Origin of the sequence: Providencia heimbachae ATCC 35613, assembly GCF_001655055.1 — a bacterium.
Taxonomy (GTDB): Bacteria; Pseudomonadota; Gammaproteobacteria; order Enterobacterales; family Enterobacteriaceae; genus Providencia; species Providencia heimbachae.
Genome location: NZ_LXEW01000015.1, coordinates 43,660 through 69,511, shown reverse-complemented (window position 1 = coordinate 69,511; position 25,852 = coordinate 43,660). Strand labels below are relative to the sequence as shown.

Genomic DNA, 25,852 nt, shown 5'->3' with positions numbered 1-25,852 from the left:
CTTTTTTCTTTTGGTCAACGGGGTCGAGGAGAAAGTAACGGAGACGCTATGTCACTCATCATTAAACTTTGGTACATCAACAATCCCATCAAAATAAAAATCATACCTGCAAATAATTTTAATCCCACATGCCAGTAAGGATGCAGCCGAATGCCATTAGATTGCGAAAATTTAAAGGCACTGTAGCGCATGAAATGAACAAATATCGCGATACCACAGATAGTCATCGCTGTTCCGGCAGCCATGGCTAAAGCTGCGATAATTCCCCAAGGATAGACATCAATAACATATGAAAATAATAAAACGAGTAGCGCACCAGAGCAGGGGCGTATTCCCATAGATAAAATAATCAGTATGTTAGATTTGATAGATTGTTGTAATTCACTTTGCTGAATAACATGTTTGTGCCCACAATGACATTGATCTTGTGTCTGTAAATGGGTGGGGCTAACAATACAAGATACATTTTCATTTAAAGACTGAATATATTTGATCGTTTGAAAAGAGGGGTGAGGTTTGTTTTTTAATCGCCACCACTGGCGTATTGCAGCTAAACATAATCCCGCGCCGAGCATCATCACCAGTATATAGCTAAATTGTTCCGCATATTGACTGGCTTGGTTGAGGTGCTTGGTCGAAAGCTGGAATAAAATCAAAATCGTTGAGACTAGCACAATTGCGACAATGCCTTGCAGCAATGAAGCCAGTAAGCTAATGATAACACTTTGTTTTAGATGAGTGGCTTGTGTTGCAATATAGGTCGTGATGATTAATTTACCATGACCAGGGCCCAATGCATGCAATAATCCATATAAAAAGCTCCCCCCAACAAGCATTGAGCCAGCATAAAGTGGTGCTTCTGTGGTTTCTTGAAGTAGCGCGGACAAGCCTTGATTAAGCTGTTTTTGCCAGAAAATACTCTGTTTTAACCACATCCCCCAATGTTGATAAATTTGCCATCCACCCAACAAAATCATGATGATCACGATGGCATAAATAATCGCAGACTTTGTTGGGAAAGCAGTATGTGATTGATTTAAGGACATTGAATATTGATCCTTTGGGCAAATTGTTTACCAAGCGCGAGATCTTCATCGGGAGATTGCTCGGTATCCAATGAGAATGCGTAAGTTCGCATCGCATCTGTGATCTCTGCTTCTTTTAATACTAGCGTACAATTAGCGGCAACTTCTAAAGGTAGCACTATCTGCTGTCGATTTTGGTAAGTCATACTGACATAAAAAGTAGGGTCATAAGTCAACATTTCAACTTGAGAATCTTTAATGGGCAATGGACTAACAAATGAAGTATTAAATGAAAAAATTAATTGAAACCCTTCTTTTTCCAAATGATAACTATTAGGAATTTGTTTAAAGCTGACTTTTTTCCCTTGATAATAAAAATCTGTAAAATAATTTTGCATTAAGACATTCGCCATTATTATGGCTTCTTGCTGTTTCCAACGTGGGTCATCCTTTTTTACCCCTTTCAATTCATAAGCAATATCAGCCGAAGTCATCGGATCCATTTTCCACGTATAGGATAACCCTGAATAATTATCTTGTGTTGTTTCAATTGCCACCTGCATTTCAATAAAGCTATGAGGATGAGCAAGCGACTTTAGCGAAAAAGAGAATAAAATTATAAGAAGCAAAGCGTTGAGTTGTGTCATTGTCATATTCTAATCACGTATGTTTTTCATGTTATAACATAACATCAAAAGTGGAGGGAATTTATTTATTAAAAAATTATCGATAAATAACAGCTCAAATTATTTTAGATAAATCTGCTTAACAGTATCGCTTCAAATAAAAGGTTTTTTATTAACATGGTTTTTTATTAGCATAATAACTGCGATAATAGACAAGTATGGACACCTCGTGGACATCATATAGTTTTAAGCTTTAAATATTAATTAGTTACAAAGGAAAAGAGAACACCATGCCAGTGTTACATAACCAAATCTCAAACAAAATTTTAAAAGAGCGTATGTTGGCAGAAACCGAGCCGCGTATGACCATCTCTTTTTACAAATATTTTAACATCCAAGATCCTGCAGCTTTTCGCAATAATTGGTATCAACAATTTAAAGCGCTAGGTGTTTTTGGCCGTGTGTATATTGCGAAAGAAGGCATTAATGCACAAATTAGCGTGCCAGAATCAAACGTTGACGCCTTACGTCAGCTTATTTATAGCACGATGCCTGCATTAAATAATTTACGTCTCAATATTGCCATTGATGATGACGGCAAATCGTTCTGGGTATTACGTATGAAAGTGCGTGAGCGAGTTGTTGCTGATGGTATTGATGACGAGTCATTTGACCCATCAAATACAGGGCAGTACTTAAAAGCTCACGAAGTTAACGACATGATTGATGACCCAAATACAGTCTTTGTCGATATGCGTAATCATTATGAATACGAAGTGGGCCACTTTGAAAATGCGATAGAAGTGCCATCTGACACTTTCAGAGAGCAACTGCCAATGGCTGTTGAAATGCTGCAAGAACAAAAAGATAAAAACGTTGTGATGTATTGTACTGGTGGTATTCGTTGTGAGAAGGCGAGTGCTTACATGTTGCATAACGGTTTTAAAAATGTTTATCACGTGGAAGGCGGCATTATTGAATATGCGCGTAAAGCAAAAGAACAAGGTTTACCATTACGTTTTAAAGGTAAAAACTTTGTTTTTGATAACCGTATGGGCGAGCGTATAACTGAAGATATGCTGGCACAATGTCACCAATGTGGTGAGCCGTGTGATTCACATACTAACTGCAGTAATGATGGTTGCCACTTACTCTTTATCCAATGTCCAACTTGTGTAGAAAAATATGAAGGCTGCTGTAGCGCTTATTGTACGGAAGAAATGAAACTTCCAGAAGAAGAGCAACGTGCCCGTCGAGCTGGGCGTGAAGTTAGTAATAAAATATTTAATAAATCACGCCACCGCTTATCCGATGGCTTATTGAATAACGGAAAATAATTCACATTATTGTTGATGATAATTAAAGCCCTTTTATAAGGGCTTTTTTAATATAAATATTTAAATACATTGTAAATGAAAAAAAGCTCAATTCTATTTTTAACAAAAACTTTTGATGTAATATGCCTCTTTTGTGAGTAAACAGTACTGTTGCTAATGCCTAGCTTTCTAGAAATAATATGATTTGGTGTTTCATTCATCCAGTTATTAATTATATTCTGTTCTTTTATTGTAAAAATTGATGAGTCTGAATTATTAGCAAGTTTAGTGATTTTTTCAATTTGCTCAAATTCAAGAATCACTTTGTCGAGAGTTTGAATGATAATATTTTTAGACATAATGAAAAAATTGTCTTTTAATAACAAGGGTCTGTCGGTTGATGGATAAGGTGCGTTTATATAAATGTAAAATCTAATGTTATTATTCTTAGTTAATAGATTTCTTAACGTAGGGCAGTAGTTTGAATAATGACAATAGTAAGTAAGGTTGACCAATACAATGATTGGTGAGTTGTTTTTTATGAATTCAATCGCATCATTAATGCACCCTGTACTAATGAATTCTAATTTTTTATTAGAAGATAAATATTCAGTAATGCCAAGTCGGGTATAATAACACTCATCAATAACTAATATTCGCATAGGGAACATCCTTGTTCGGAAAGAGTGTTACAATAAATTGGAATTGATATGGAAGTCAACTAGGTAATAATAAAAACAATAAATAACATCTGTATTTGCAATTAATTATAAATTAATGGTTTTATTTGTTAAATAATATAATGCGGGAATATTAGATGTAATTATTCATGCGAAGAATGCGTCGTGTTAATTGGTTTGCAATGGATATTTGAAAGTTATCAAATATCCATTGGTTTCACTAGTGCGTTTTAAAATTAAACTCGGTATATTCACCAGATTCAATCTTATCAATACCCGCTTGAAGAATATCAATCAGTTGTTTAGCTACATCAGTGGTTAACCACATAGTTTTATCAACAACGGCACTTTGTACATTTTCATTTTGTTCTGGGAGGTAATGCAAGCGTAACATCATTGCATCGTACACATCGACAGTACTGATGTCCCAACCCACAACAGGATGAGTTTGGATCACATCATTTTTTCTATTCATAAAAACCTCCTAATCAAACATCGTGATAAATAAAGAATATCTATAACTGACTAAGAGCAAAGTGCGGGTATGAACCTTATTGAGTATAAGGAGATTTTGCTAATAAGATAGCAAATAAAAGTTTTTTTGTATTAATGACAGAAATTGCTAAAGGAAAGGTTGGTATTTGAAAAAGTAAATGGGAAGGTGGGGATCTTCCCATTTATCTGTCTTATTGATGGATAGAAATAGACCAGTGTGAATCTTCGCCAGCAAGAAAAGGAATTAGCTTATCACCGACACAATTAATTGAATCACAAGTGATATTGTTTTCTTTCGTTAATGTAATAAAACCTTCATTTATCGGTAACCCATAAAACTTGGGACCATTCAGTGAACAGAAGGCTTCAAAGTGCTCTAATGCCCCTAATTCTTCAAATACAGTCGCATAAGCCTGAAGTGCGGTTGGCGAGTTAAACACACCAGCACAACCGCAAGAAGATTCTTTACGTGATTGAATATGTGGTGCGGTGTCCGTGCCTAAAAAGAAACGTTCGCAGCCAGAAGCGACAGCAGAGCGTAAGGCTTCTTGGTGGATATTACGTTTTAAAATAGGTAAGCAGAATAGGTGAGGTCTAATACCACCAACAAGCATATGATTACGGTTAAACATCAGATGCTGCGGCGTTAATGTCGCAGCAGTGAACTCATTAGCTTCAAGGACATATTGCGCGGCTTCTTTTGTCGTAATGTGTTCAAATACAACTTTTAGTTGAGGGAATCGCGCTCTAAGTGGCAGCATCACTTGTTCGATAAACAGTGCTTCCCGATCAAAAATATCAATATGGCTTGCAGTCACTTCGCCATGGATCAGTAGCGGCATTCCTGCCTCTTCCATTGCCGCTAGGACAGGATAAATATTGTTAATATCGGATACGCCATGACTTGAATTAGTCGTTGCATTGGCAGGGTATAATTTACATGCAGTAAATACGCCTTCGTGGAAGCCTTGGATTATCTCTTTAGCATCTGCACTGTCTGTAAGGTAGCAGGTCATTAGCGGCGCAAATTGATGACCCGCAGGAACAGCTTGTAAGATACGTTCACGATACGCTTTAGCATCTTTAATTGTTGTAATTGGTGGGACAAGATTAGGCATGACAATAGCGCGACCAAAAAACTCACTGGTAAACGGTACGACAGTTTTTAACATATCATCATCGCGAAAATGTACATGCCAATCATCTGGGCGGCGGATTGTTAGGGCTGTTACAGTTGTCATTAAACCGGCTCCATAAAGGGGAGGAAATATTGATGAGCGAAGCGCTCAGGCCGGGATAGAATGATAAAGTGAAAGCAATAAAATAGCTATGTTAATTATGAACAATTTAGAGGTTATTAGGAGGACTAACGTTAAGGGTAGGTATTGTTTAATACTAGGATATATAAATAAGGGTATTACAAGAAAGGGATATTAAGTTGGCTCCTCCAGCTGGACTCGAACCAGCGACATACGGATTAACAGTCCGCCGTTCTACCGACTGAACTATGGAGGAACTCCTTAATACGCAGAGGATATTAGCGCCCCCGATTGCTAATGTCAAAGGTGAATATCGTAAAAAATGGCTGACTGCCTGTTATGTGCTCGAATCGTTGTAAGTTTCATCGAAAATAAAGGTATTCACTTTTTTTTGTGAAAAAATAAGGGGATGAAAAGCGCTGGGGGTGATAAAAAAAGTGGCAAATATAAAGAAAAGAAGAGTACGAACTTGGTGGCTAAATGATAAACAGCAAAAAGCCCGCACAAGGCAGGCTTCTTAAATTTGGCTCCTCCAGCTGGACTCGAACCAGCGACATACGGATTAACAGTCCGCCGTTCTACCAACTGAACTATGGAGGAATTACTTTGTTCCTGAGAACGAGGCGCATATTACCTATCCTACCTCCGCTTGTAAAGTATAAAAATTAAAAAAATGACTGAATGGGTGTAAAGTAAACAATTTGATGATTATCTCTACTAGGAAGGCGGAAATAAGCAATAAATTTGGGCAAAATTCGCGGAAGATGAAAAAGAAAACAATAGAAGAAATTTGTACGAGGCGATCTAGGCATGAAATTAAACTTCATTATCGGTGTAGTTAATTATTCACATGATAGTGAAAAGAAGTTGGTAATTTGATTAGGTATGTTGTGGGATAGAAAGGTAGATAGCAAAAAGCCCGCACAAGGCAGGCTTTTTAAATTTGGCTCCTCCAGCTGGACTCGAACCAGCGACATACGGATTAACAGTCCGCCGTTCTACCAACTGAACTATGGAGGAATTACTTCGTTCCTGAGAACGAGGCGAATATTAACGATATCGCCTCAAGCTGTCAATGATAAAAATACAAAAAAAATTTAGTTGCTCACTCACTGCTCATTGTGATTGAATTTCACTCTAGTCTATTGATATCGCATTAATTTTGAGCAGCGAAAGCTGTTTGTGTCGGGACTGAAACTTCTGGAAATGCAATGTGGTATATATCATAAAATGAAATCATACCTTTCAAGGCAAGCAAGCGAGAGATTTCTTGCTTTATTGCACTGTTAACTTCTTTTGATTCAAGTATTTTATTAATTGCATTATCAGATACAGCTTCCGTTACAAACCACTCGCCATTATAACAAACGCGTAAGTCTAGAATGCCAATATCTTCAAAACGGTAGATAGGCTTAACATCAAATAAGAGAACGCTAGCTAAAATTAAAAATAATAAGGTGATACCAAGCGTCCAATAAGGACCAAAATAAGGGGCATACCAAAGGATAATGGCGAGTGGAATATAAGCTGCAATCATTCCAACACATAAATAAGGGTGGCCAATTAAAAATTGGCTATTGAAATAAGGTTTTCCATCACGTTTCTCATTTTTATTGATGGTGTTTAAATCGTCGACAAGTATTTGTTTGATAGTATCCATGATGTGATGACTCTCTGAGTAAGATATCTATGGTATGAGGGTATCATGCGTAGATTGAATTGTTATATATCAGTTAAAAAAAATATTTAATAATATTGTCATTATATCGGATTTTTCTTACTTATTTTACTCTTCTAAATGGCGTTTGAATTTAAAAAAATCTGTAATCTATCAATAAAATGCAGTGCTATTGTTAATGAAAGAATAGCGGAAAGTGACACAATCGAAAAAGCCACATAATTTTAGGATTTTCATGTACAAAATAGTTGCTATTATCTTTAAGTCATGAGTTAATGTGTATCGGCCTGTTTAGCAGTCCTATTTGATGTACGAGTACTGAGTTAGTGTGTTTTAAAGAGAATGTTATCCCTGATAGCCTTTGTCCTTGACGCTTCATCTTAGTGTTTCCCCGATTAAATAGTTGACTCTGGCCATATATGCCAAAAGGCAAGTTTTTTTGATGTTATATAGGAAAAGTCAAATGTCCGACAAAATGAAAGGTCAAGTTAAGTGGTTCAACGAGTCTAAAGGTTTCGGTTTCATCACTCCTGCTGACGGTAGCAAAGACGTTTTCGTCCACTTCTCTGCCATTCAAGGCGCTGGTTTCAAAACATTGGGCGAAGGCCAAAATGTTGAATTCACCATTGAAAATGGTGCTAAAGGTCCAGCAGCTGCAAACGTAAACGCTATCTAAGCTAAATTACGTAACAAATTTTCTAAAGCCCGTCATTTATAATGACGGGCTTTTTCGTTTGGGTTACATTTACATCTTGAAGATATGATGTTTTAAAGATGAACTTTAGCGAGGGGATCAGTACGTAATGAAAGTTAATGATCGAGTTTATGTGAAAACGGATGGTCAAGCGCGCCGTGAAGGCACCATATTATTGATTGAACCTTTTAATGAAGGAATTATGTATTTAATTTCTTTGCCAGAATATCCCGGCGGTATTTGGTTTTTTAATGAAAAAGAAAGTGATGCTGGGATTTTTGTTACCCCTATTGAAGGGTAGGGGAATAAGATAATTTAAAATATATTAAAACTTTGTTCTTTACTTACAAAATTTCCACATCTATACTCCAGACAGATTTTATTTCGGAGACAATTACTTGGACAGTCAGAGTTGTACTAAAAACTTAAATTATGGCAAGTAATTAATCGTCTTTTCTTTTAACTGCTTGCCACCATGGCGGGCGGTATCTGATGTTACCATCAAGCATACTCCCTAATGTATTATATTCAGTAATGATTCATTTTTAATGAAGCGTTTATTGTATTGGGTGAATATTATGTTGGTCTATTTTTATTCTCTTTTCCCTCCAGGCAATAGCCAATAAATATTGAATAATATTTTATTCGATATTAGGGCTATATGCTTTTATACCCGCTATATCTCAAGTTGTAGGATATTCTTCGTTAATATCGAGGCTTATAATGAGCCGTCTAACTTCAACTCAATTTATTTAGGGCATAGTTAAGCATATTTCGTTATCCAAATTATTTTTTTGGAGGAGCAATTATGCTTTTTACTCCTGATATTCTAAATCTTGTTGCAGCAATGTTTTTAGGCGCATTAATTGGCGCAGAACGTCAATGGCGTCAGCGTATGGCTGGCTTACGAACTAATGCATTAGTTGCAACCGGTGCGGCAGTCTTCATTCTTAGTTCGGTGACAACTTCCCCTGATAGTCCCGGCCGTATTGCGGCACAAGTTGTGTCGGGAATTGGTTTCCTTGGGGCCGGGGTCATTATGCGAGAAGGTATGAACATTCGTGGTCTCAATACTGCTGCCACACTTTGGTGTTCCGCTGGAATTGGTGTTTTATGTGGCCTTGGTCAGTACTCGTTGGCTTTTATGGCGACCTTATTAATTCTTTGCGCCAATATTTTATTAAGAGAAGCCGCATCACGAATTAATAAACAACCACAGCAGCAAGCCCTCGATGTGGAACAGTGTTATAAAATTCGCGTTATGTGCCATCAAGGCGATGAAATTTTAGTGAGAACATTAATTCTACAAGCGATTAATGGATTACATATTCGCCTGCAATCACTCAGTAGTGCCGATACCTTGAAGCCGGAACAGCTTGAGGTTTGTGCAGAATTTCTGGCAACACCGCTTGAGCAAAAAGAGATCGAAGCATTGGTATGCCGAATTAGCCTTGAGCAGAGTGTTAGTGCTATCAACTGGAAAGTGGCATCAGAGCTACCAGCTTAAGTGCCAAAAAATTAATTAACTATAGGAGCCGAAATGGACGATCACCCTCCGTCATGGAGATATAAACGGGAGCTATCTAACTGTTAATATACTCATTATATTTCAATCAGTGATTTATATATGATTTGAATTATTTAGAGTAATCATATTTATTTTCAGTTAGATAGCGTTTGAAAATGCACATTAGTGCGTCGTAGAGACAACGTTATGACTGAAATAAGGCATCAACGCAAAAGTGCCAAAGCGCCTACGCGTCAAAAATATATTGTTGGTGAACAAGCCAATAAAACGATTGAGCAGGTTCTCAATGAGTACCAAACTAATCTATTAGGCCTAGTTGAGAACGAAGCGATGGATCGCTTAGTATCCGAAGGTGAAAATGAAGTGGCTCATGAAAAAGCGCCTCCAGCGTGGAAACAGCTACTCGCATCATTTAAAAATCCCTTTATTTTTGTATTGATAGTATTAGCCATTGTGAGTTTTTTTACCGACTATTTTATCCCTGAGCAACACGGTGAAGAGACTGATTTAACGGGTGTTATTATTATTGTGACGATGGTTCTTCTGAGTGGATTACTCCGCTTTTGGCAGGAATACAGAACCAATAAAGCTGCAGAAGCATTGAAATCTTTAGTTCGTACAACCGCGACTGTTTTTCGTCGAGACAATAAAACAGGGCGTTCCTCGCGTAAAGAAGTTCCAATCAAATGCCTAGTTCCTGGTGATATTGTTTTATTATCCGCAGGGGATATGGTTCCCGCAGACTTAAAACTGGTTGAATCAAGAGACTTATTTATTAGCCAAGCTATTTTGACAGGGGAATCTATCCCTGTAGAAAAATATGACACGCTGGGTGATATTTCAGCGAAAAACATTGAGCCAGTTTCTCCTTCTGAGAATGAATTATTAGAGATTTCCAATATTTGCTTAATGGGGACTAACGTAACCAGTGGGACAGCGAGAGGGATCGTGGTTGCAACAGGAGGGAAAACCTATTTAGGTTCACTGGCGAAAAGTATTGTCGGTAGTCGAGCTCAAACCGCTTTCGATCGCGGTGTGAATAGTGTGAGTTGGCTACTGATACGGTTTATGTTAGTCATGGTTCCTATAGTCTTATTAATCAATGGGTTTACTAAAGGTGATTGGTTCGAGGCAACCTTGTTTTCGCTGGCAGTTGCCGTCGGTTTAACGCCCGAAATGTTACCAATGATAGTCAGTTCTAACCTTGCTAAAGGGGCAATCGCGATGTCTAAGCACAAAGTGATTGTTAAAAGACTTAATGCCATTCAAAATTTTGGGGCTATGGATGTACTCTGTACGGACAAAACAGGTACATTGACACAAGACCGCATTATTTTGGAACATTATCTCGATAGTAATGGATTGAAAAATAGCAAAATCTTGCAATTAGCATGGTTAAATAGCTTCCATCAAAGCGGTGCTAAAAATATGATGGACCAAGCCATTATTCGGCGAGGTCGAGGTAATGAAAAAGTCGAGCAATTAAAGGCTTATCAAAAAATAGACGAACTTCCTTTTGATTTCATTCGCCGCAAATTATCTGTCACGGTAAGAACACCGGAAGGCGATGCTTTACTTATCTGTAAAGGCGCAGCTGAAGAAATGTTGGTCGCCTGTCAAAGTTATCAACAAAACGGTGAGTCATTCATTTTAGATGAGCAAGCCAGAGTAAGAATTAGTGAGCTTGTAAGTGATTATAATAAACAAGGGTTTAGAGTTTTATTATTAGCCACACGTCCACTAAATAGTGCGGAGGCAAGCTTACCGTTATCTGCCCAAGCGGAGCAACAGCTTGAACTGCAAGGTATTCTTACTTTTCTTGATCCGGCAAAAGAAAGTGCTATCACAGCAATTGCTGCACTACGTGAAAATGGTGTCACAGTAAAAGTTTTGACAGGGGATAATGCGGTTATCACTGAAAAGATTTGTCATGATGTCGGTTTGAATATCAGTGAAATCATGACAGGGCTTGAAGTTGAAGTAATGAGTGACGAAGAACTGAGTGAAAAAGTAGAGCAAGTTTCCGTTTTTTGTAAGTTAACACCATTACAAAAATCGAGGATCTTAAAATTATTACAGGCAAATGGACATACTGTTGGTTTTTTAGGTGATGGAATCAATGATGCGCCAGCTTTGCGCGATGCTGATGTAGGAATTTCTGTTGATACAGGAACGGATATTGCTAAAGAATCGGCAGACATTATCTTACTTGAAAAAGATTTAATGGTATTAGAGCAAGGAGTAATAAAAGGAAGAGAAACTTTCGGTAATATTATTAAGTACTTAAATATGACTGCAAGTTCTAATTTTGGAAATGTATTTTCTGTATTAATTGCTAGTGCATTTATTCCTTTCCTACCGATGCTCGCGATCCACTTGCTGGTTCAAAATCTGTTATATGATATTTCCCAACTCGCTTTGCCGTGGGATAAAATGGATAAAGAGTTCTTAAAGCGTCCACGAAAGTGGGATGCAAAAAATATTGGGCGATTTATGCTTTGGATTGGCCCAACATCTTCTATTTTTGATATTACGACATTTGCATTGATGTGGTATGTATTCCAAGCAAATAGTATTGCACATGAAGCATTGTTTCAATCAGGATGGTTTGTTGAAGGACTTTTATCTCAAACACTCGTTGTTCATATGTTAAGAACACAAAAAATTCCATTTATTCAAAGTACAGCAGCATTACCCGTATTATTAACGACAGGGCTGATTATGGCTTTGGGGCTATATATTCCATTCTCATCTTTTGGAACAATGATAGGACTTCAGCCTTTGCCTATTGAATATTTTCCATGGCTTGTTTTAACATTAGTTAGTTACTGTGTTGTTGCTCAATTAATGAAGCAATACTATATCAAGCGGTTTGGTACGTGGCTGTAGAATATTAATCACTTGTTTACGGAATAAAACCAAGGACGGTTTTATTTTGATTGGATTATTATTTAAAACGTATTTTTAATACGCAGGTGAGAGAGATGTTAATAGTGCTTTGATTAAATAACATATTGTGAATATAAAAAAGGGCCATAATAATGACCCTTATCAGATAACGAGTTAAGCTTATTGTAAGCCTAATGCCGTTTTCATTTGTTTCATGGCATCAATACCTTGTTGGCAAGCTTTATCTTGCTGATCTTTAGGTAGAGCTGCAACTTGTTTTTTGCCTTCTTCCAACTGACCTTTCATCGCATCAAGTTGAGCTTTGGCCTGTGGGTTTTCTGAAGCTTTAGTAATTAAGCTATCAACTTCAGCGAAGTATGTATTACAAGTTTCAGTTGCACCAGCAACCTCGCCTTTTTTCTCTTCATCAGAACATGCAGTGATCGTTAGTGCCAATAAACCCATACCACAAGCTAAAATTAACTTTTTCATAATCAACCTTTAAATTATTTATTTATATATAGCAACTAAAGTATATAAGAGAAAAATGACAGATCAAATGTAACAAATCCTAAAATTTGACTGGTTTTGATAGTATTAATTTAATAAATAATTAAGATATTAATGCTAAAATTATATCGATAAACAGTTGATTAGCTTGGGTCTAAAGATTTTTGGCAAATTAATGCATAATAAAAAACGATTTAATCGTGGGTGAGGTTATTGTTACTTTTTAATTTGGTGAATATATCTTGTTTTGATATCAGAGAAACATCATTTTTAGTGTGAAAAAGAAAGGACAGGGCGGGGGGGCTCTAAATATTCATAAAAAATGAATAAGTAAGGTTACTTAAATCTCAAAAAATGAATTTTATATAAAATACTTATAACACTTTTAATGCCTATTATTACTTTTTTGTATATGTGCTTAAGACATTTTAAATCAGGCTAAACTGTAAAAAAATTTTTACATCATGAAGATGATATTACTCTATCAAATATTAGCAGTATTAATCGCTGCGCATTTAAGATGCTATCATAGAAGCGAAAGGTGAGCTGGTTCACAGATTTACCATTTAAACCTTTTTATGAGTATAAGATTGATTTTTAAATTAAATTTCCTTTGTACGAATGCTGAATTATCAGGTAAAGTCTTTGGCCTTGGATTGACTCAGTGTTTAGCATTTATTGTATTTTGTGTTAAAAATATGCGCATTAGGTTAACTTGTATTCGCTTCCTAAAGTTGACGCTTGACTTGATCCAGAGCAAAATTTACTGATTGTAGAAATTCGCCAAAGAGCGATAGACACGATAGAATGTATCCAATAAAGGGATATAAATTTTCTTACATTACATTCTCAGGATGAATATTCGCCTAAAGGGAAAGTAAGAAAACGAGATATGGGTCTACCCGTATCAAGATGCAACATAGCAGACAATAATTAATGCTATGGGCATGACATGTATGTAACCGGATTTATCTTGTTACAATTTTATATTTAGACTTACACACAGGGCTTTACCATTATGTCTGCTTCTATTGTAAAGAAACGGCCTCTGAGTCGTTACATCAAAGATTTTAAACATAGCCAAACTAATTGCGCGCATTGCCATAAAACACTTGATCGTATCTCTTTAGTATTCAACGATGACATCTTAAATAAAGAAGCTATCGCTGATATGACTGAATTGGTTGATGAAGGTTCATGGAGCGAATTACAAGGTAAATTTACTGCACTTTGTCGTTTTTGTAGTGAAATTTATTGCAATAGCAATACTGATTATTTTGATATCATGTCATTTAAGCAGTATTTGTTCTTACAGACTGAAATGAGCCACAGTACCGTTCGTGAATATGTTGTTCGTCTACGTCGTTTAGACGAATTACTGTCATCATCTAATTTCTCAATGAAAGAATTTACTGCAAGTAAAGTTCAAGAGCAATTAAGTGATAAAATGACAGATTCTGCTTTCAGTAATTATAATATTGCTTTACGTAAGTATGAGCAGTATTTGTTCTGGGAATCAGAAAAGAGCTAAGCACAAACATGTCAGATTAATAGTGAGTTTTTAAATCACTTAAGTCGCTTATAATAAAAAGGTGTCCGATGGACACCTTTTGTCGTTTTAGGTTTTACCTTTTTTATCTAATATTTCAATGAATTACTTTCACTATCTAACAGCTCGAAATCAGTGGGTATAGGTAACTAACTTAATAATAAGGCCTGAATTCATTTAATTTCGAATTCAGGCCTTTGTCTTTTATCTGAAAGTTATTTAGGTATTTACAAGTTAATGACCTAACTAACCAATGGTCATTAAGCTTGCATTACCACCAGCTGCGGCAGTATTAACGCTGAGAGAACGTTCATGAACAAAGCGTTCGATCAGTAGATTTGTTTCCCCTCGCTCAAAGCCTTGTACTGAGATAATTGGCCCTTTGCGCGTTGCGATAGCTTCACAAACATGCTTAAGTTGGTCACTGTCTCCATGGTAAATAACGCCTTCAATTCTTTCTTGGGAACCCTGCCAATCTGTTGTCATTGAAATTGTTTTTCGCACTTTTTCGGGCAGTGATTTAAATAATTTTTGATGAAGCTCGTCTTCTGGCCAGAGTGATTTGCAGCCACTTGCGAGCACGCCTGCTAATTGGATTAAGCAATCTTTTTCAGTATCACTAAGACATAATATAGTGCCACGAGGGCGCAAGGTATAAGTGTTTCGCTCACCGGTTGGACCGGGGAGTAAACGTGATGTACCCGCTTGCGTTAAGCGAGAGAATGATTCAATAACAGATAATTCAATAAGAGAGTCATTTTTCTGTGCCCATGTAGAGAAGGCTTCGAAAGATTCGAGTAATTCAGGTCGTGCACTCGCATCCATTGGTAATTCACTATCTTGTCGTTCTAATGTATGACAAACCGCATTATTAGGGCGTTCGCTTAGAAGGCGGTATAAATATAATGGTCCCCCGGCTTTAGGCCCAGTACCGGATAGACCTTCACCACCAAATGGTTGTACACCAACGACAGCACCGACCATATTACGGTTTACGTAAAGATTACCGACTTTCGCTTTGTTGATTACTTGATTGATGGTTTCATCAATACGCGTATGAACACCTAATGTTAATCCATAACCCGCGGCATTGATTTGATCGACTAATGATCCTAGCGCTTCGCGTTTGTAGCGAACAACATGCAGAACAGGACCAAAGATCTCTTTTTTCAGCTCACTGACATCATCAAGCTCAATTAATGTTGGCTTAACGTAAGTTCCTTCCATTTGCTCTTTTTTATCGTCGATACTTTCAAATACCGCTTGGAAAACAGGTTTGCCTTTGCTGCGCATTTGCTGAATGTGTTGCTCAATATTCTCTTTTGCTTCGGCATCAATAACAGGGCCAATATCGGTCGAGAGGTGTTCTGGGTTACCCATCCGACACTCTTCCATTGCGCCTTTTAGCATACGAATGGTACGGTCAGCGACATCTTCTTGAATACAAAGAATACGTAAAGCTGAGCAGCGTTGGCCTGCACTATCAAATGCTGATGCTACAACATCAGTGACAACTTGTTCAGTAAGCGCTGATGAATCAACAATCATCGCATTTAAGCCACCTGTTTCTGCGATTAGCGGCGTTGGGCGACCTTGAGCATCTAACCTACCTGCAATATTACGTTGTAGTAACCCAGCGACTTCGGTTGAACCAGTAAACATCACGCCGCGAACACGACTATCACCAACCAGTTTTGCGCCCACAGTTTCACCTTTACCCGGTAAAAACTGTAGAACTTCTCGAGGGATCCCTGCTTGATGCATGATGGAAACCGCTATTGCACCGACAAGAGGAGTCTGCTCCGCAGGTTTAGCCAGTACAGGGTTACCAGCGGCTAAAGCGGCTGCAATTTGTCCCGAAAAGATAGCTAAAGGGAAGTTCCAAGGGCTGATACAAACCACAGGTCCTAACGGGCGATGAGTGTTATTATCAAAATCATCTCTGACTTGAGTTGCATAATAATTTAAGAAATCAACAGCTTCTCGAACTTCAGCGATCGCATTGGCGTAAGTTTTCCCTGCTTCGCGAACTAAAACATCAAGTAATGGTTGAAGTTGCTGCTCCATGATATCTGCAGCACGTAATAAAATGGCTGCACGCTCTGACGGTGGGGTTGCAAACCAAATAGCACCGGCGTCATTAGCGATATTTAAAGCATGATCCGCTTCTTGTTCTGTCGCTTCACGAACATGGCCGACAATATCTTTATGACAAGCTGGGTTGATAATCGTAATCGATTCAGGTGTTGGTTGTTCTGATTTGAAGCCCGCACCTAATAATGGTTCAGCAATTTTTTCTTGCATTGCGGCAGTCAGTAGAGCGCTAGATAAAGAGGCTAAGCGATGCTCATTCGATAGATCTAACCCCATTGAGTTAACTCGATGTTGACCATATAAGTCGCGAGGTAGTGGGATTTTAGGGTGTGGTAAGCCGATTTGACCTTCTACTTTTGATAATTCAAGAACATCTTTAACAGGATCAGCCACCAGTTCATCTAAAGGAATTGTGGCATCGGCAATACGGTTCACAAATGAGGTATTGGCACCATTCTCTAACAGGCGACGAACTAAATAGGCAAGTAAGGTTTCATGTGTGCCAACAGGCGCATAAATTCGGCATGGGCGATTTAGTTTTCCATCCGCCACTTTGCCCACGACTTGTTCATACAGAGGTTCACCCATGCCATGTAAGCATTGAAACTCATATTGACCCGGGTAATAGTTTTGCCCTGCAAGCTGATAGATAGCTGAAAGCGTATGGGCGTTATGGGTCGCAAATTGAGGGTAAATTAAATTAGGAACAGATAATAATTTACGCGCACAAGCAAGATATGAAACGTCGGTATATACCTTACGGGTATAGACTGGATAGCCCTCTAGACCATCAACTTGTGCTCGTTTAATTTCACTATCCCAATAAGCACCTTTAACGAGACGCACCATAAGGCGACGATGACTGCGCTGCGCAAGGTCGATAATTGAATCAATGACAAATGGACAACGTTTAAGGTAGGCTTGAATAACAAAACCAATTCCGTTCCAGCCTTCAAGTTGTGGCTCAAAACACAGTTTTTCGAGTAAATCTAACGATATTTCCAGTCGATCGGCTTCTTCTGCATCAATATTAATTCCAATATCATATTGATGTGCTTGCAAAACTAATGAGAGTAAGCGGGGATAAAGCTCATCCATAACACGTGAATATTGCGCACGGCTATAGCGAGGATGTAGCGCAGATAATTTAATCGAGATACCAGGGCCTTCATAAATACCACGACCGTTAGAGGCTTTACCGATGGCATGAATAGCCTGTTGGTAAGACACCATATAATCTTGAGCATCTTTTTCCGTTAAAGCGGCTTCACCTAACATATCATAAGAATAGCGGAAGCCTTTGCTTTCTAATTTTCCTGCATTAGCGAGTGCTTGAGCGATAGTTTCACCGGTAACAAATTGCTCTCCCATCAAGCGCATTGCCATATCTACACCTTTGCGCACCAATGGCTCACTACTTTTGCTGATGATACGGTTTAGTGAGGTAGAGAGCTTGGCTTCATTATGGGTAGAGACCAATTTACCAGTAAAGAGCAATCCCCATGTTGCCGCATTCACAAACATAGAACTACTTTGTCCTAAATGTGACTGCCAGTTGCCGTTGCTAATTTTATCGCGAATAAGTGCATCGCGAGTGGCTTTATCTGGAATACGCAACAAGGCTTCTGCAAGGCACATAAGTGCCACACCTTCTTGTGACGACAGTGAAAATTCTTGTAACAACCCTTGTACGAGTCCTGAGCGGCCAACACCATTTTTTTGATTACGCAGTTTTTCGGCAATTGAGTAGGCTAATTTATGTGCGGCTTCTGCTTGCTCTGTAGGGAGTTGCGCTTGTTGCAATAACATAGGAACTGCTTGGGTTTCAGGGATCCGATAGGCGGAAGTAATCGCTGAGCGTTTTACTGATTGTGGTAAAATATGTTCGGCAAAATCTAAAAAAGGCTGATAATTAGACTCTATGCTTGAGTCATCATCAATTGATTGGTTATCTTTATTCTCTGCATTTCCTGATAATTCAGGAATAAATTGTTCATTATCTAATTGTTCTAAATAGTTATAGATAGCTTGCTTGATAAGCCAATGAGAGGTCCGATCAAGGCGTTGAGCAGCCGATTTAATACGTTCACGAGTTGCTTCATCAAGTCTCACACCCATAGTTGTTGTGCTACTCATCTTAATTCCTCTAGTTCAAAAGGTGTTTAAAAATAGAAAAGTTACACAACATTACCTCAATGTTGCAACTTTGTGCAACATTGTTAATGCGATATCGAGAAGAAATGTGAAACATATCTTGTTTTTCAAACTATCAAATATAATTTTAAAAAATTAATAATTAATCTGTATATATATCAAATGATTAAATCAATTTTGAAAATAAGGGTTTAGTTAATCAATTAATTAAGAATTTGACTTAGAATATTAACATTTGTGATATGGATTCTATTTATAGAATAAAAAATAGTTAATTTCTTGTTAAAGATAGGTAACTCTGTTTAGCATGTAATAGCTAAGTTGTTAATTTAGTGCAACACAAACAATCACAACATACATGGTGTTCATATAATAAATTATATTTGTACAATTAAGTGCAACATCGTGAAATTAAAAAGTTATCAATACAGTCAATACTATTCGCCTTAAGGTTTGATGAGTATTAAAGATAACAAAAAGCTATTCAATGGAGATAACGGATGACTGTAAGCACTCCGATGATTATCACGTTCATCGTATACATTTCTGGCATGTTACTTATTGGCTACCTAGCCTATCGTTCAACGAAAAACTTTGATGATTATATTTTGGGAGGACGAAGTTTAGGAAGTGTAGTCACGGCCTTATCAGCCGGCGCCTCAGATATGAGTGGCTGGTTGCTGATGGGATTACCCGGCGCGATTTTCCTTGCTGGGATCTCAGAAAGCTGGATAGCAATTGGTCTGAGCCTAGGTGCCTATCTTAACTGGCTGTTTGTCGCAGGTCGTTTACGCGTTCAAACTGAAAAAAATAATAATGCCTTAACGTTACCTGATTATTTTACAAGTCGTTTTGAAGATAAAAGCAAAATTCTTCGGATTATCTCCGCAGTGGTTATCTTAGTCTTCTTCACTATTTATTGTGCTTCAGGGGTCGTCGCTGGAGGCTTATTGTTTGAAAGTACATTTAATATCAGTTACGAAAAAGCGATGTGGCTTGGTGCGTTAGCAACCATTGCGTATACATTCTTAGGGGGTTTTTTAGCCGTTAGCTGGACAGATACCGTTCAAGCTTCATTGATGATTTTTGCACTGATATTAACACCGGTTGTAGTTATTCTATCAATGGGTGGAATAGATACCTCGATTGAGGTTATTAAAGCAAAGAATCCTGAATATCTTGATATGTTTAAAGGCATGAACTTTATTGCCATTCTTTCATTATTGGGTTGGGGTTTAGGCTATTTTGGACAACCCCATATTTTAGCGCGCTTTATGGCGGCTGATTCACATCATACCATTCGTTCTGCAAGACGAATTAGTATGACTTGGATGGTATTGTGCCTTGTAGGGACGATCGCCGTAGGGTTTTTCGGAATTGGTTATTTTGAAATGAATCCAGGCCAAGCTGCTGCGGTAAATAATAATAATGAACGCATATTTATGGAACTTGCAGGAATACTGTTTAATCCATGGATTGCCGGTATTTTATTATCAGCAATTCTAGCCGCAGTCATGAGTACATTAAGTTGCCAATTATTAGTGTGTGCAAGTGCGTTAACGGAAGATTTATACAAACCTTTTATTCGCAAAACAGCAAGCCAAAAAGAGTTAGTGTGGGTGGGGCGTTTTATGGTGCTATTGGTTGCAGCGATAGCTATCTATATTGCTCGGGATCCTAACAGCAAAGTATTGGCATTGGTAAGTAATGCATGGGCTGGTTTTGGTGCAGCATTTGGGCCTGTGGTACTCATGTCTGTAATGTGGAAGCGTATGACTCGGACAGGTGCGCTAGCGGGTATGCTTGTTGGTGCAGTGACGGTTCTAGTTTGGATGAAGTTTAAATGGTTTGGTTTATATGAGATCATTCCAGGCTTTGTTTTCGCCGCAATAGCTATTTATGTTGTTAGTATGCTGACCAAAGCACCAAGTGCAGCGGCACAAGCGCGGTTTGAAGAAGCGGAAGCTGAATATAATGTGAAATAATTATTTCGTTATGATTAATTAGCTCGCTAATTAAAAGGCCTGAACATGATTTCCACGTTCAGGCCTTTTTGTCATATATCATTTTTTTGCAAGGGCTTAGTTGGCTTTACGGCGCTTCACAATTTGGTAGCCTATAAAGAGGATAATAAACCAAACAGGTGTCGCGACTAATGCTTGCCTTGTATCGTGTTGAAATGCGAGCAATATAATCATGAATGCGAAAAATACTAAGCTAACCCATGACATGACGATACCCGCAGGCATTTTGTAGCGTGAAGATTTATGTAATTCAGGGCGTCTCTTACGGAAATTGAGATAGCTACATAAGATCATGCTCCAGATAAACATAAACAAAATGGCTGACACCGTTGTCACGAGCGTAAATGCATGCATGATATCTGGAATAAAATAGATAAGAACGATACCAAAACTTAAGCAAATGCAGGTGAATATCAAGCCTGTAGCCGGCACCGCTTTTTTCGATAGCTGGCTAAATTGTTTAGGGGCATCTCCCTCTTTGGATAGACCAAATAGCATACGGCTAGTCGAAAATACGCCACTATTCGCGGAAGAGGCCGCAGAGGTTAATACCACAAAGTTCACAATACTTGCTGCTGCTGGAAGGCTAATCAAGACAAACATTTCAACGAATGGGCTTTTATCTGCCAATATTGTACGCCAAGGCGTGACGGCCATGATCACAATTAATGATAAAACATAGAATGCAATGATACGAATAGGGATAGCATTGATGGCTTTAGGGAGTGATTTTTCAGGATCGCGGGTTTCTGCTGCGGCAGTGCCGACAAGCTCAATCCCAACGAAGGCAAATATCGCTATCTGGAAACCTGCAAAAAAGCCGCTGATCCCCATTGGGAACATTCCGCCATCATTCCATATATTACTTAATGAAGCCGTATGACCTGTTGGTGACTGGAAATTCATTGCGATAAGAGTGCCACCCACGGCGATTAAAGCAACGATGGCAACAATTTTTATCATTGCAAACCAGAATTCCATTTCGCCAAATAATTTTACGGATACAAGGTTTAATGTCAGTAGTGTTATTACGCAAATAAAAGAGGTAATCCACTCAGGATAATCAGGAACCCAGAAACTAACATAAGACGTAATTGCAATGATGTCTGCAATACCGGTGATAACCCAGCAGAACCAATAGGTCCAACCAACAAAGAATCCTGCCCATGGACCGATAAGATCCGCTGAAAAATCACTGAATGATTTATATTCAAGATTTGAAAGCAGTAATTCCCCCATGGCTCGCATCACAAAAAAGAGCACAAAGCCAATGATCATATAGACGAATATGATTGATGGACCCGCAAGAGAGATGGTTTTCCCTGAACCCATAAACAGGCCAGTGCCGATGGCACCACCTATTGCAATGAGCTGAATATGGCGGTTACTTAGACTACGTTGTAATTGATTTCGGTCAGCCGTGGGCTGACTAGGAGTTGAAGTCGCATTTTCTTCCATACTGTAATATGTCCGGTAGTGATTTGTTGTGTTTGGCCACAGTATTTTTTTATTTATGTGGTTATGTTTGCGCGAAATATTGTGACATAAATCTCAATTAGAGTAAGAAAAACTTCACGTACTGTAATCGGAGTGATGCTAAATCAAGCTATTATTATCGTAGGTTTAACATTCGTAACTTAAAATTAACTTACCCAATAAAAATAGCAGAATATCATTGACTGTACCAATTGATAGGCGTTAAATATTTCGTAGTGGGTTGTTAGCTCAGTTGGCAGAGTAGGTGACTCTTAATCACTCGGTCGTGGGTTCGATCCCCACACAACCCACCAAATAAAACAATGTGTTACGTGTGATTGTGAGTTATCAAATTATCTTGCGTGCCATATTCGTGCCATTCACATTTAAAATATCATCGATGTTTTTGGCGTGTTCTTGCAAGTGAATGGGTGATAAATGAGCATATCGTTTAACCATTTCTATGCTTTCCCAGCCGCCCATTTCTTGTAATGCCGATAACGGTACACCGGCTTGAATTAACCAGCTTGCCCAAGTGTGACGCAAATCATGAAAATGAAACCCTTCAATACCCGCTCTTTTCATGGCAGAATTAAATGCCTTGTTTGCGTTAACCGTCATTGGCACTAAATCAATAACACCATTTTGCTTACGCTCTCTGACAAAACATATTTAGTATGTCTGCCTATCTGATCCCGAATAATCTGACAAGCAGTGTCATTGAGCGAAACACCTATTGCACGATAGTTCTTGGATTGCTCAGGGTTAATCCAAGCTACTTTTCTCACTAAATCAACCTGACTCCATTCAAGGCCAAGTATATTCCCCCTTCGCAGACCAGTAGCCAATGCAAAGGTAATAACTGGCTTTAGGTAATCGACGGCATTATCAATTAACGCTGTAGCTTGCTCTCGAGTCAGACACTTAACCCTAACTTGCCTTGGTGGTATGGCCTTAATATATGGAGCGCTTTTTAACCAACCCCACTCATTAGCAGCCATCCTCAGTAGTGAGCGAATAAATGCCAAGTGTGAATACTTCGATGATTGAGATGGGAAGCCTTTCTGTGACCCCCTGTTTTTCATCTTAGCTATCAAGTCTTGGCATTCATTATTAGTGATAGAGCTTAATTTTCTACCTTTAAAGTAAATAAGCCACTACAGAACTCGAATTATCAAAGTAATTAACGATTACTTTAAGAAGAGCTACCGCGGTGAAGAGTTATTTAAGATATCCCATCAAACATTAAACGCAAAAGTAAGCGACCTCATCGCTCTCGCCAAAGAATCAGATGATGCCGCTTTTATTGAGATGGTTATTAACAAGACATTCAAACTAAGTAACCCAATCCGTCATGTAGCAATTAAACGTTATTGTGACTGCAAATACACGCAAAAGATGGCGTGAGAATTAAGATTCTGACAAGATGTTAGCATTCAACAATGTACGAGACACATTGAATGGGCGCTTGAAATTTTGGAAGAAGAGCTATATTACGCAATAAAAAGAGAGGAGCTGGAACAATAGCAAACAATCGATACCACATAGTGTTTTTTCGACGAGGAAAGACTGGATATCGCGAAATTTACATGTATAGTTTGTGATAAACTCACTGCATTAAAACATAGAGCGGTTAACAAGTTCAAAGCAGAGCCTCACTTTGGAGGGGCTTTGTTACGTTTTATAGTTATTCAAATAATAGCAAGCACACAATAACGTAAAAAATAATTGATGTTGAGCTAAGTGTCGTGAAGGGGTCATCTTTATTTTCGTTCGATATAATATAAATAAAGGGAATAATGAAAAAGAAAAGAGATATTATGAAAAAGTTGAAGCTCAAAAAAGAGACATTCATAGTAAATTCCATTTAAGTTAAGTGCATATGTTTTATCACGCATTACCTTAAATTCCAACTCTCCGGAATTTCCGGATAGTTCACATGCTAAATTTGAAACACTTAAGTTAAAGTAAATTTAAATGTAACGTTTTAGGTCGACGTAGAATGCAAAAAAATTATAAAGATACAGTGATGTGGCTTTTATTTTTTATTGGTGCAATGGTCTTCGTATATTTATCAGTAAGTAACATTTTTTTTAATAATGGAAAAGACCACTGGCTAGTGGGTAAATATTTTTCAGTTATCCTCGTACAGGTCGGTATTACTATTTGTTATGGAATCTACTCATTATCATGTGTGGCTTTCTCGTTTGAGAGCCGTGAAAAGGCGGCTCGTAAGAGCTCACCTTATTATGCACATAATATAATAGCTAAAATCCAAGGATTTATGCTGGTAGCTCTTCTTATTCTGATGTTCGTTTTATAAATTCTATTTCAAGAGGTCGCCTAGTGTGGTCTTTTTTGCTTCTACCATTTTGCCAACGTCGGGAAGATGGTCACGTATACGCCGCCACAGAATTCTAATCAACCACACTTAATTGACGCATAGAGATTGTGCGCGGCTATCTATTAACTTTAATCACGGAACACTCCGCAGGGGGTGGATAAGCTGAACAAACTAGACCATATCATCAACACTGAAACTAAAAACGTAAGTAGTTGCGCAAGGGCAATGGCCAATTGGGGGGCAGGTGGTAGAAAACAATTATTGCTTACTGCAAGGGAGCGGATTTTAAAAGAGGCTCAAATGTACTTACCAAATATTGAATAGGTAGCTTAGCGGCCTTTTTATGCGAAAGCTTTTCTGTGGAGGTCTTTTGAAGATTATTAACGCATTACAAATTATTTAAAGTTAGATAGAATCTGTTAGCTTTTTTTAGGCAAAAAACTATTATCTAATGGAGAATTAGATGAATTCAACAATTATATTGCAAATTATTACCCTTCTATTAATTACTGCTATGCCGTTTATTTTACGTATATGGATATCAGCGAAAATCAATAACTCTGTAAAGCATCAATATAATAAAGCGTTGGAAGAAATAAAAACGCAAAACCTACTGAATTTAGAGGAAGAGAAAAATTCAAGGGAGGTAAGGCTGAAGTCTGCCTTGATTGCTGAATTATTGGCTGAGTGGGTGAGTCGTCCTAGTGATAGGAGAAAACTACGAACATTGACATATCAGGCATTTATTTGGCTGCCTGAGCAAATTGCCAGTGATTTATCTGAGATTCTTGCTCATGAAAAAGGGGCGAAAAATATTGAGCAGATATTGATAGATATAAGAAAGCATCTTTTAGGAGATTCTGACACTTTGAAAGCAGAATCGATAATTAGCTTTGGTTTAACCGAAAAGGAATTAACTGATATAAGGATAAACAATCCTTTGTCATAATTTTTCATGCAAGCAATCTTATTGAATATAGAACCATACACCAGAGTCTATGAAATGATTTATAATTATTTTTTATAGATAATGGGGGCTATATGGCTTTACAGAAAGAGCACAGCTTGAATGGCTTTGTTTTTACTCATGACCTAACTAATTTTGATGGGATGTGGGTTCGAGATTGGTATTTCAAGCCTAAAGACGCTAAAGAGTGGTGTCTATATTATTTGTCTTCCATGACGGTTAGAAAAAATGATGTTGTTGAATTTTTAAAAAAAACGGAAGAAGCCAAGAATTATTATGATAAATGGTTGCTTTCTGCAAGCGATATTGAAGCAGCGGAGAGGCGGCTACAGCTTGCACAACAACGAGTTGAAAAGGTTACTGACCCCAATTGGGACTGTAGGGGAAATAACCCGAACAAAGAAAGTAGAATGATTAAAAATGCGATGAGTGAATTAAGCAGTGCTAAGACATCTTTGGAAAACGCTAAAGCATTAAAGAAAAGGCTAAGTAATCAGTAATGGCATGTCACTTTGCGGTTTTTTTATGTGATAATACGTAGTCT

The 25,852-nt window shown here is 37.9% G+C and carries 21 protein-coding genes, 4 tRNA genes and 1 pseudogene; 12 read left to right on the top strand and 14 right to left on the bottom strand.

What is annotated here, in order from left to right; translation table 11 throughout:
• Positions 1 to 14 precede the first annotated feature (14 nt).
• A complete protein-coding gene (locus M998_RS04195; RefSeq protein WP_082912995.1) occupies positions 15 to 1,046 on the bottom strand; it encodes a nickel/cobalt transporter in 1,032 nt (343 codons plus the stop codon).
• A complete protein-coding gene (locus M998_RS04190; RefSeq protein WP_068907694.1) occupies positions 1,037 to 1,672 on the bottom strand; it encodes a DUF1007 family protein in 636 nt (211 codons plus the stop codon). Before M998_RS04190 ends, M998_RS04195 begins: the two co-directional genes overlap by 10 nt.
• Before the next feature lie 269 nt (positions 1,673 to 1,941).
• On the opposite strand from M998_RS04190, the gene trhO reads away from it, so the two are divergent.
• On the top strand, positions 1,942 to 2,988 hold the full coding sequence (gene trhO / locus M998_RS04185) for an oxygen-dependent tRNA uridine(34) hydroxylase TrhO (protein ID WP_068907693.1): 1,047 nt from the start codon (positions 1,942 to 1,944) through the stop codon (positions 2,986 to 2,988).
• 47 nt (positions 2,989 to 3,035) lie between these two features.
• Here the strand turns inward: trhO and M998_RS19805 are convergent, their stop codons facing one another.
• The 7 genes from M998_RS19805 to M998_RS04150 all read right to left on the bottom strand — a co-directional run bounded on the left by M998_RS19805 (position 3,036) and on the right by M998_RS04150 (position 7,061).
• Positions 3,036 to 3,629, bottom strand: coding sequence for a LuxR C-terminal-related transcriptional regulator (locus M998_RS19805; protein ID WP_068442479.1), 594 nt, complete (start codon positions 3,627 to 3,629; stop codon positions 3,036 to 3,038).
• Positions 3,630 to 3,867: 238 nt separating this feature from the next.
• Complete coding sequence (gene bssS, locus M998_RS04175; RefSeq protein ID WP_068442482.1) at positions 3,868 to 4,122, bottom strand: biofilm formation regulator BssS; 255 nt, start codon at positions 4,120 to 4,122, stop codon at positions 3,868 to 3,870.
• A gap of 211 nt (positions 4,123 to 4,333) precedes the next feature.
• Positions 4,334 to 5,383, bottom strand: coding sequence for a dihydroorotase (gene pyrC, locus M998_RS04170; RefSeq protein ID WP_068442484.1), 1,050 nt, complete (start codon positions 5,381 to 5,383; stop codon positions 4,334 to 4,336).
• 198 nt (positions 5,384 to 5,581) lie between these two features.
• Positions 5,582 to 5,657 (bottom strand) — tRNA-Asn (locus M998_RS04165).
• A 268-nt stretch (positions 5,658 to 5,925) separates the two neighbouring features.
• Positions 5,926 to 6,001 (bottom strand) — tRNA-Asn (locus M998_RS04160).
• Positions 6,002 to 6,345: 344 nt separating this feature from the next.
• A tRNA-Asn gene (locus M998_RS04155) sits at positions 6,346 to 6,421 on the bottom strand.
• A gap of 136 nt (positions 6,422 to 6,557) precedes the next feature.
• Entirely contained in the window at positions 6,558 to 7,061 is a 504-nt protein-coding gene (locus tag M998_RS04150) for a YlaC family protein (RefSeq protein WP_068442485.1), read from the bottom strand.
• 481 nt (positions 7,062 to 7,542) lie between these two features.
• Between M998_RS04150 and cspE the strand changes: the two genes are divergently transcribed.
• The 4 genes from cspE (at position 7,543) to mgtA (ending at position 12,190) form a co-directional block, all read left to right on the top strand.
• Positions 7,543 to 7,755, top strand: coding sequence for a transcription antiterminator/RNA stability regulator CspE (gene cspE, locus M998_RS04145; protein ID WP_068442486.1), 213 nt, complete (start codon positions 7,543 to 7,545; stop codon positions 7,753 to 7,755).
• Between the two features lie 127 nt (positions 7,756 to 7,882).
• A complete protein-coding gene (gene dsrB, locus M998_RS04140) occupies positions 7,883 to 8,074 on the top strand; it encodes a protein DsrB (protein WP_068442487.1) in 192 nt (63 codons plus the stop codon).
• Between the two features lie 507 nt (positions 8,075 to 8,581).
• Positions 8,582 to 9,280 carry an MgtC family protein gene (locus M998_RS04135; protein ID WP_068442489.1) on the top strand — a complete coding sequence of 233 codons (699 nt, stop codon included), beginning with the start codon at positions 8,582 to 8,584 and terminating at the stop codon, positions 9,278 to 9,280.
• A 207-nt stretch (positions 9,281 to 9,487) separates the two neighbouring features.
• Complete coding sequence (gene mgtA, locus M998_RS04130) at positions 9,488 to 12,190, top strand: magnesium-translocating P-type ATPase (protein ID WP_068907691.1); 2,703 nt, start codon at positions 9,488 to 9,490, stop codon at positions 12,188 to 12,190.
• 180 nt (positions 12,191 to 12,370) lie between these two features.
• On the opposite strand, the gene M998_RS04125 is transcribed toward mgtA, so the two are convergent.
• Positions 12,371 to 12,682 (bottom strand): DUF5339 domain-containing protein, encoded by a 312-nt coding sequence (locus M998_RS04125; protein WP_068442495.1) that lies wholly within the window; start codon positions 12,680 to 12,682, stop codon positions 12,371 to 12,373.
• Positions 12,683 to 13,718: 1,036 nt separating this feature from the next.
• On the opposite strand from M998_RS04125, the gene fliZ reads away from it, so the two are divergent.
• Positions 13,719 to 14,231: a flagella biosynthesis regulatory protein FliZ gene (fliZ, locus tag M998_RS04120; RefSeq protein WP_068442498.1), complete on the top strand. Its 513-nt coding sequence runs from the start codon at positions 13,719 to 13,721 to the stop codon at positions 14,229 to 14,231.
• 264 nt (positions 14,232 to 14,495) lie between these two features.
• Here the strand turns inward: fliZ and putA are convergent, their stop codons facing one another.
• Positions 14,496 to 18,479 carry a trifunctional transcriptional regulator/proline dehydrogenase/L-glutamate gamma-semialdehyde dehydrogenase gene (gene putA, locus M998_RS04115; RefSeq protein WP_068907690.1) on the bottom strand — a complete coding sequence of 1,328 codons (3,984 nt, stop codon included), beginning with the start codon at positions 18,477 to 18,479 and terminating at the stop codon, positions 14,496 to 14,498.
• A 518-nt stretch (positions 18,480 to 18,997) separates the two neighbouring features.
• Here putA and putP point away from each other — a divergent pair.
• Positions 18,998 to 20,482 carry a sodium/proline symporter PutP gene (gene putP, locus M998_RS04110; protein WP_068907688.1) on the top strand — a complete coding sequence of 495 codons (1,485 nt, stop codon included), beginning with the start codon at positions 18,998 to 19,000 and terminating at the stop codon, positions 20,480 to 20,482.
• A gap of 96 nt (positions 20,483 to 20,578) precedes the next feature.
• On the opposite strand, the gene cycA is transcribed toward putP, so the two are convergent.
• Positions 20,579 to 21,979: a D-serine/D-alanine/glycine transporter gene (cycA, locus tag M998_RS04105; protein WP_068907685.1), complete on the bottom strand. Its 1,401-nt coding sequence runs from the start codon at positions 21,977 to 21,979 to the stop codon at positions 20,579 to 20,581.
• Positions 21,980 to 22,235: 256 nt separating this feature from the next.
• Between cycA and M998_RS04100 the strand changes: the two genes are divergently transcribed.
• A tRNA-Lys gene (locus M998_RS04100) sits at positions 22,236 to 22,311 on the top strand.
• Between the two features lie 34 nt (positions 22,312 to 22,345).
• Here the strand turns inward: M998_RS04100 and M998_RS19915 are convergent.
• Positions 22,346 to 22,618 carry a site-specific integrase gene (locus M998_RS19915; protein ID WP_074379425.1) on the bottom strand — a complete coding sequence of 91 codons (273 nt, stop codon included), beginning with the start codon at positions 22,616 to 22,618 and terminating at the stop codon, positions 22,346 to 22,348.
• Positions 22,619 to 22,623: 5 nt separating this feature from the next.
• Positions 22,624 to 23,082, bottom strand: a complete 459-nt coding sequence (locus tag M998_RS19910) for a tyrosine-type recombinase/integrase (RefSeq protein ID WP_074379422.1) — start codon at positions 23,080 to 23,082, stop codon at positions 22,624 to 22,626.
• Positions 23,083 to 23,999: 917 nt separating this feature from the next.
• Here M998_RS19910 and M998_RS20035 point away from each other — a divergent pair.
• From M998_RS20035 to M998_RS04075, 4 genes and pseudogenes are all read left to right on the top strand, one after another.
• Positions 24,000 to 24,320, top strand: a complete 321-nt coding sequence (locus tag M998_RS20035; RefSeq protein WP_068442509.1) for a hypothetical protein — start codon at positions 24,000 to 24,002, stop codon at positions 24,318 to 24,320.
• 180 nt (positions 24,321 to 24,500) lie between these two features.
• A pseudogene (locus tag M998_RS19800) lies at positions 24,501 to 24,665 on the top strand (KilA-N domain-containing protein); the annotation flags it as partial.
• A gap of 139 nt (positions 24,666 to 24,804) precedes the next feature.
• A complete protein-coding gene (locus tag M998_RS04080) occupies positions 24,805 to 25,290 on the top strand; it encodes a hypothetical protein (RefSeq protein ID WP_068442511.1) in 486 nt (161 codons plus the stop codon).
• Between the two features lie 92 nt (positions 25,291 to 25,382).
• Positions 25,383 to 25,808: a hypothetical protein gene (locus tag M998_RS04075; protein WP_068907684.1), complete on the top strand. Its 426-nt coding sequence runs from the start codon at positions 25,383 to 25,385 to the stop codon at positions 25,806 to 25,808.
• Positions 25,809 to 25,852 lie beyond the last annotated feature (44 nt).

Bases quoted from the DNA above. Each gene is read 5' to 3' on its own strand.
- M998_RS04195 (WP_082912995.1), bottom strand. From the start codon at position 1,046: ATGTCCTTAAATCAATCACATACTGCTTTCCCAACAAAGTCTGCGATT.
- M998_RS04190 (WP_068907694.1), bottom strand. From the start codon at position 1,672: ATGACACAACTCAACGCTTTGCTTCTTATAATTTTATTCTCTTTTTCG.
- trhO (WP_068907693.1), top strand. From the start codon at position 1,942: ATGCCAGTGTTACATAACCAAATCTCAAACAAAATTTTAAAAGAGCGT.
- M998_RS19805 (WP_068442479.1), bottom strand. From the start codon at position 3,629: ATGCGAATATTAGTTATTGATGAGTGTTATTATACCCGACTTGGCATT.
- bssS (WP_068442482.1), bottom strand. From the start codon at position 4,122: ATGAATAGAAAAAATGATGTGATCCAAACTCATCCTGTTGTGGGTTGG.
- pyrC (WP_068442484.1), bottom strand. From the start codon at position 5,383: ATGACAACTGTAACAGCCCTAACAATCCGCCGCCCAGATGATTGGCAT.
- M998_RS04150 (WP_068442485.1), bottom strand. From the start codon at position 7,061: ATGGATACTATCAAACAAATACTTGTCGACGATTTAAACACCATCAAT.
- cspE (WP_068442486.1), top strand. From the start codon at position 7,543: ATGTCCGACAAAATGAAAGGTCAAGTTAAGTGGTTCAACGAGTCTAAA.
- dsrB (WP_068442487.1), top strand. From the start codon at position 7,883: ATGAAAGTTAATGATCGAGTTTATGTGAAAACGGATGGTCAAGCGCGC.
- M998_RS04135 (WP_068442489.1), top strand. From the start codon at position 8,582: ATGCTTTTTACTCCTGATATTCTAAATCTTGTTGCAGCAATGTTTTTA.
- mgtA (WP_068907691.1), top strand. From the start codon at position 9,488: ATGACTGAAATAAGGCATCAACGCAAAAGTGCCAAAGCGCCTACGCGT.
- M998_RS04125 (WP_068442495.1), bottom strand. From the start codon at position 12,682: ATGAAAAAGTTAATTTTAGCTTGTGGTATGGGTTTATTGGCACTAACG.
- fliZ (WP_068442498.1), top strand. From the start codon at position 13,719: ATGTCTGCTTCTATTGTAAAGAAACGGCCTCTGAGTCGTTACATCAAA.
- putA (WP_068907690.1), bottom strand. From the start codon at position 18,479: ATGAGTAGCACAACAACTATGGGTGTGAGACTTGATGAAGCAACTCGT.
- putP (WP_068907688.1), top strand. From the start codon at position 18,998: ATGACTGTAAGCACTCCGATGATTATCACGTTCATCGTATACATTTCT.
- cycA (WP_068907685.1), bottom strand. From the start codon at position 21,979: ATGGAAGAAAATGCGACTTCAACTCCTAGTCAGCCCACGGCTGACCGA.
- M998_RS19915 (WP_074379425.1), bottom strand. From the start codon at position 22,618: ATGACGGTTAACGCAAACAAGGCATTTAATTCTGCCATGAAAAGAGCG.
- M998_RS19910 (WP_074379422.1), bottom strand. From the start codon at position 23,082: ATGAAAAACAGGGGGTCACAGAAAGGCTTCCCATCTCAATCATCGAAG.
- M998_RS20035 (WP_068442509.1), top strand. From the start codon at position 24,000: ATGCAAAAAAATTATAAAGATACAGTGATGTGGCTTTTATTTTTTATT.
- M998_RS04080 (WP_068442511.1), top strand. From the start codon at position 24,805: ATGAATTCAACAATTATATTGCAAATTATTACCCTTCTATTAATTACT.
- M998_RS04075 (WP_068907684.1), top strand. From the start codon at position 25,383: ATGGCTTTACAGAAAGAGCACAGCTTGAATGGCTTTGTTTTTACTCAT.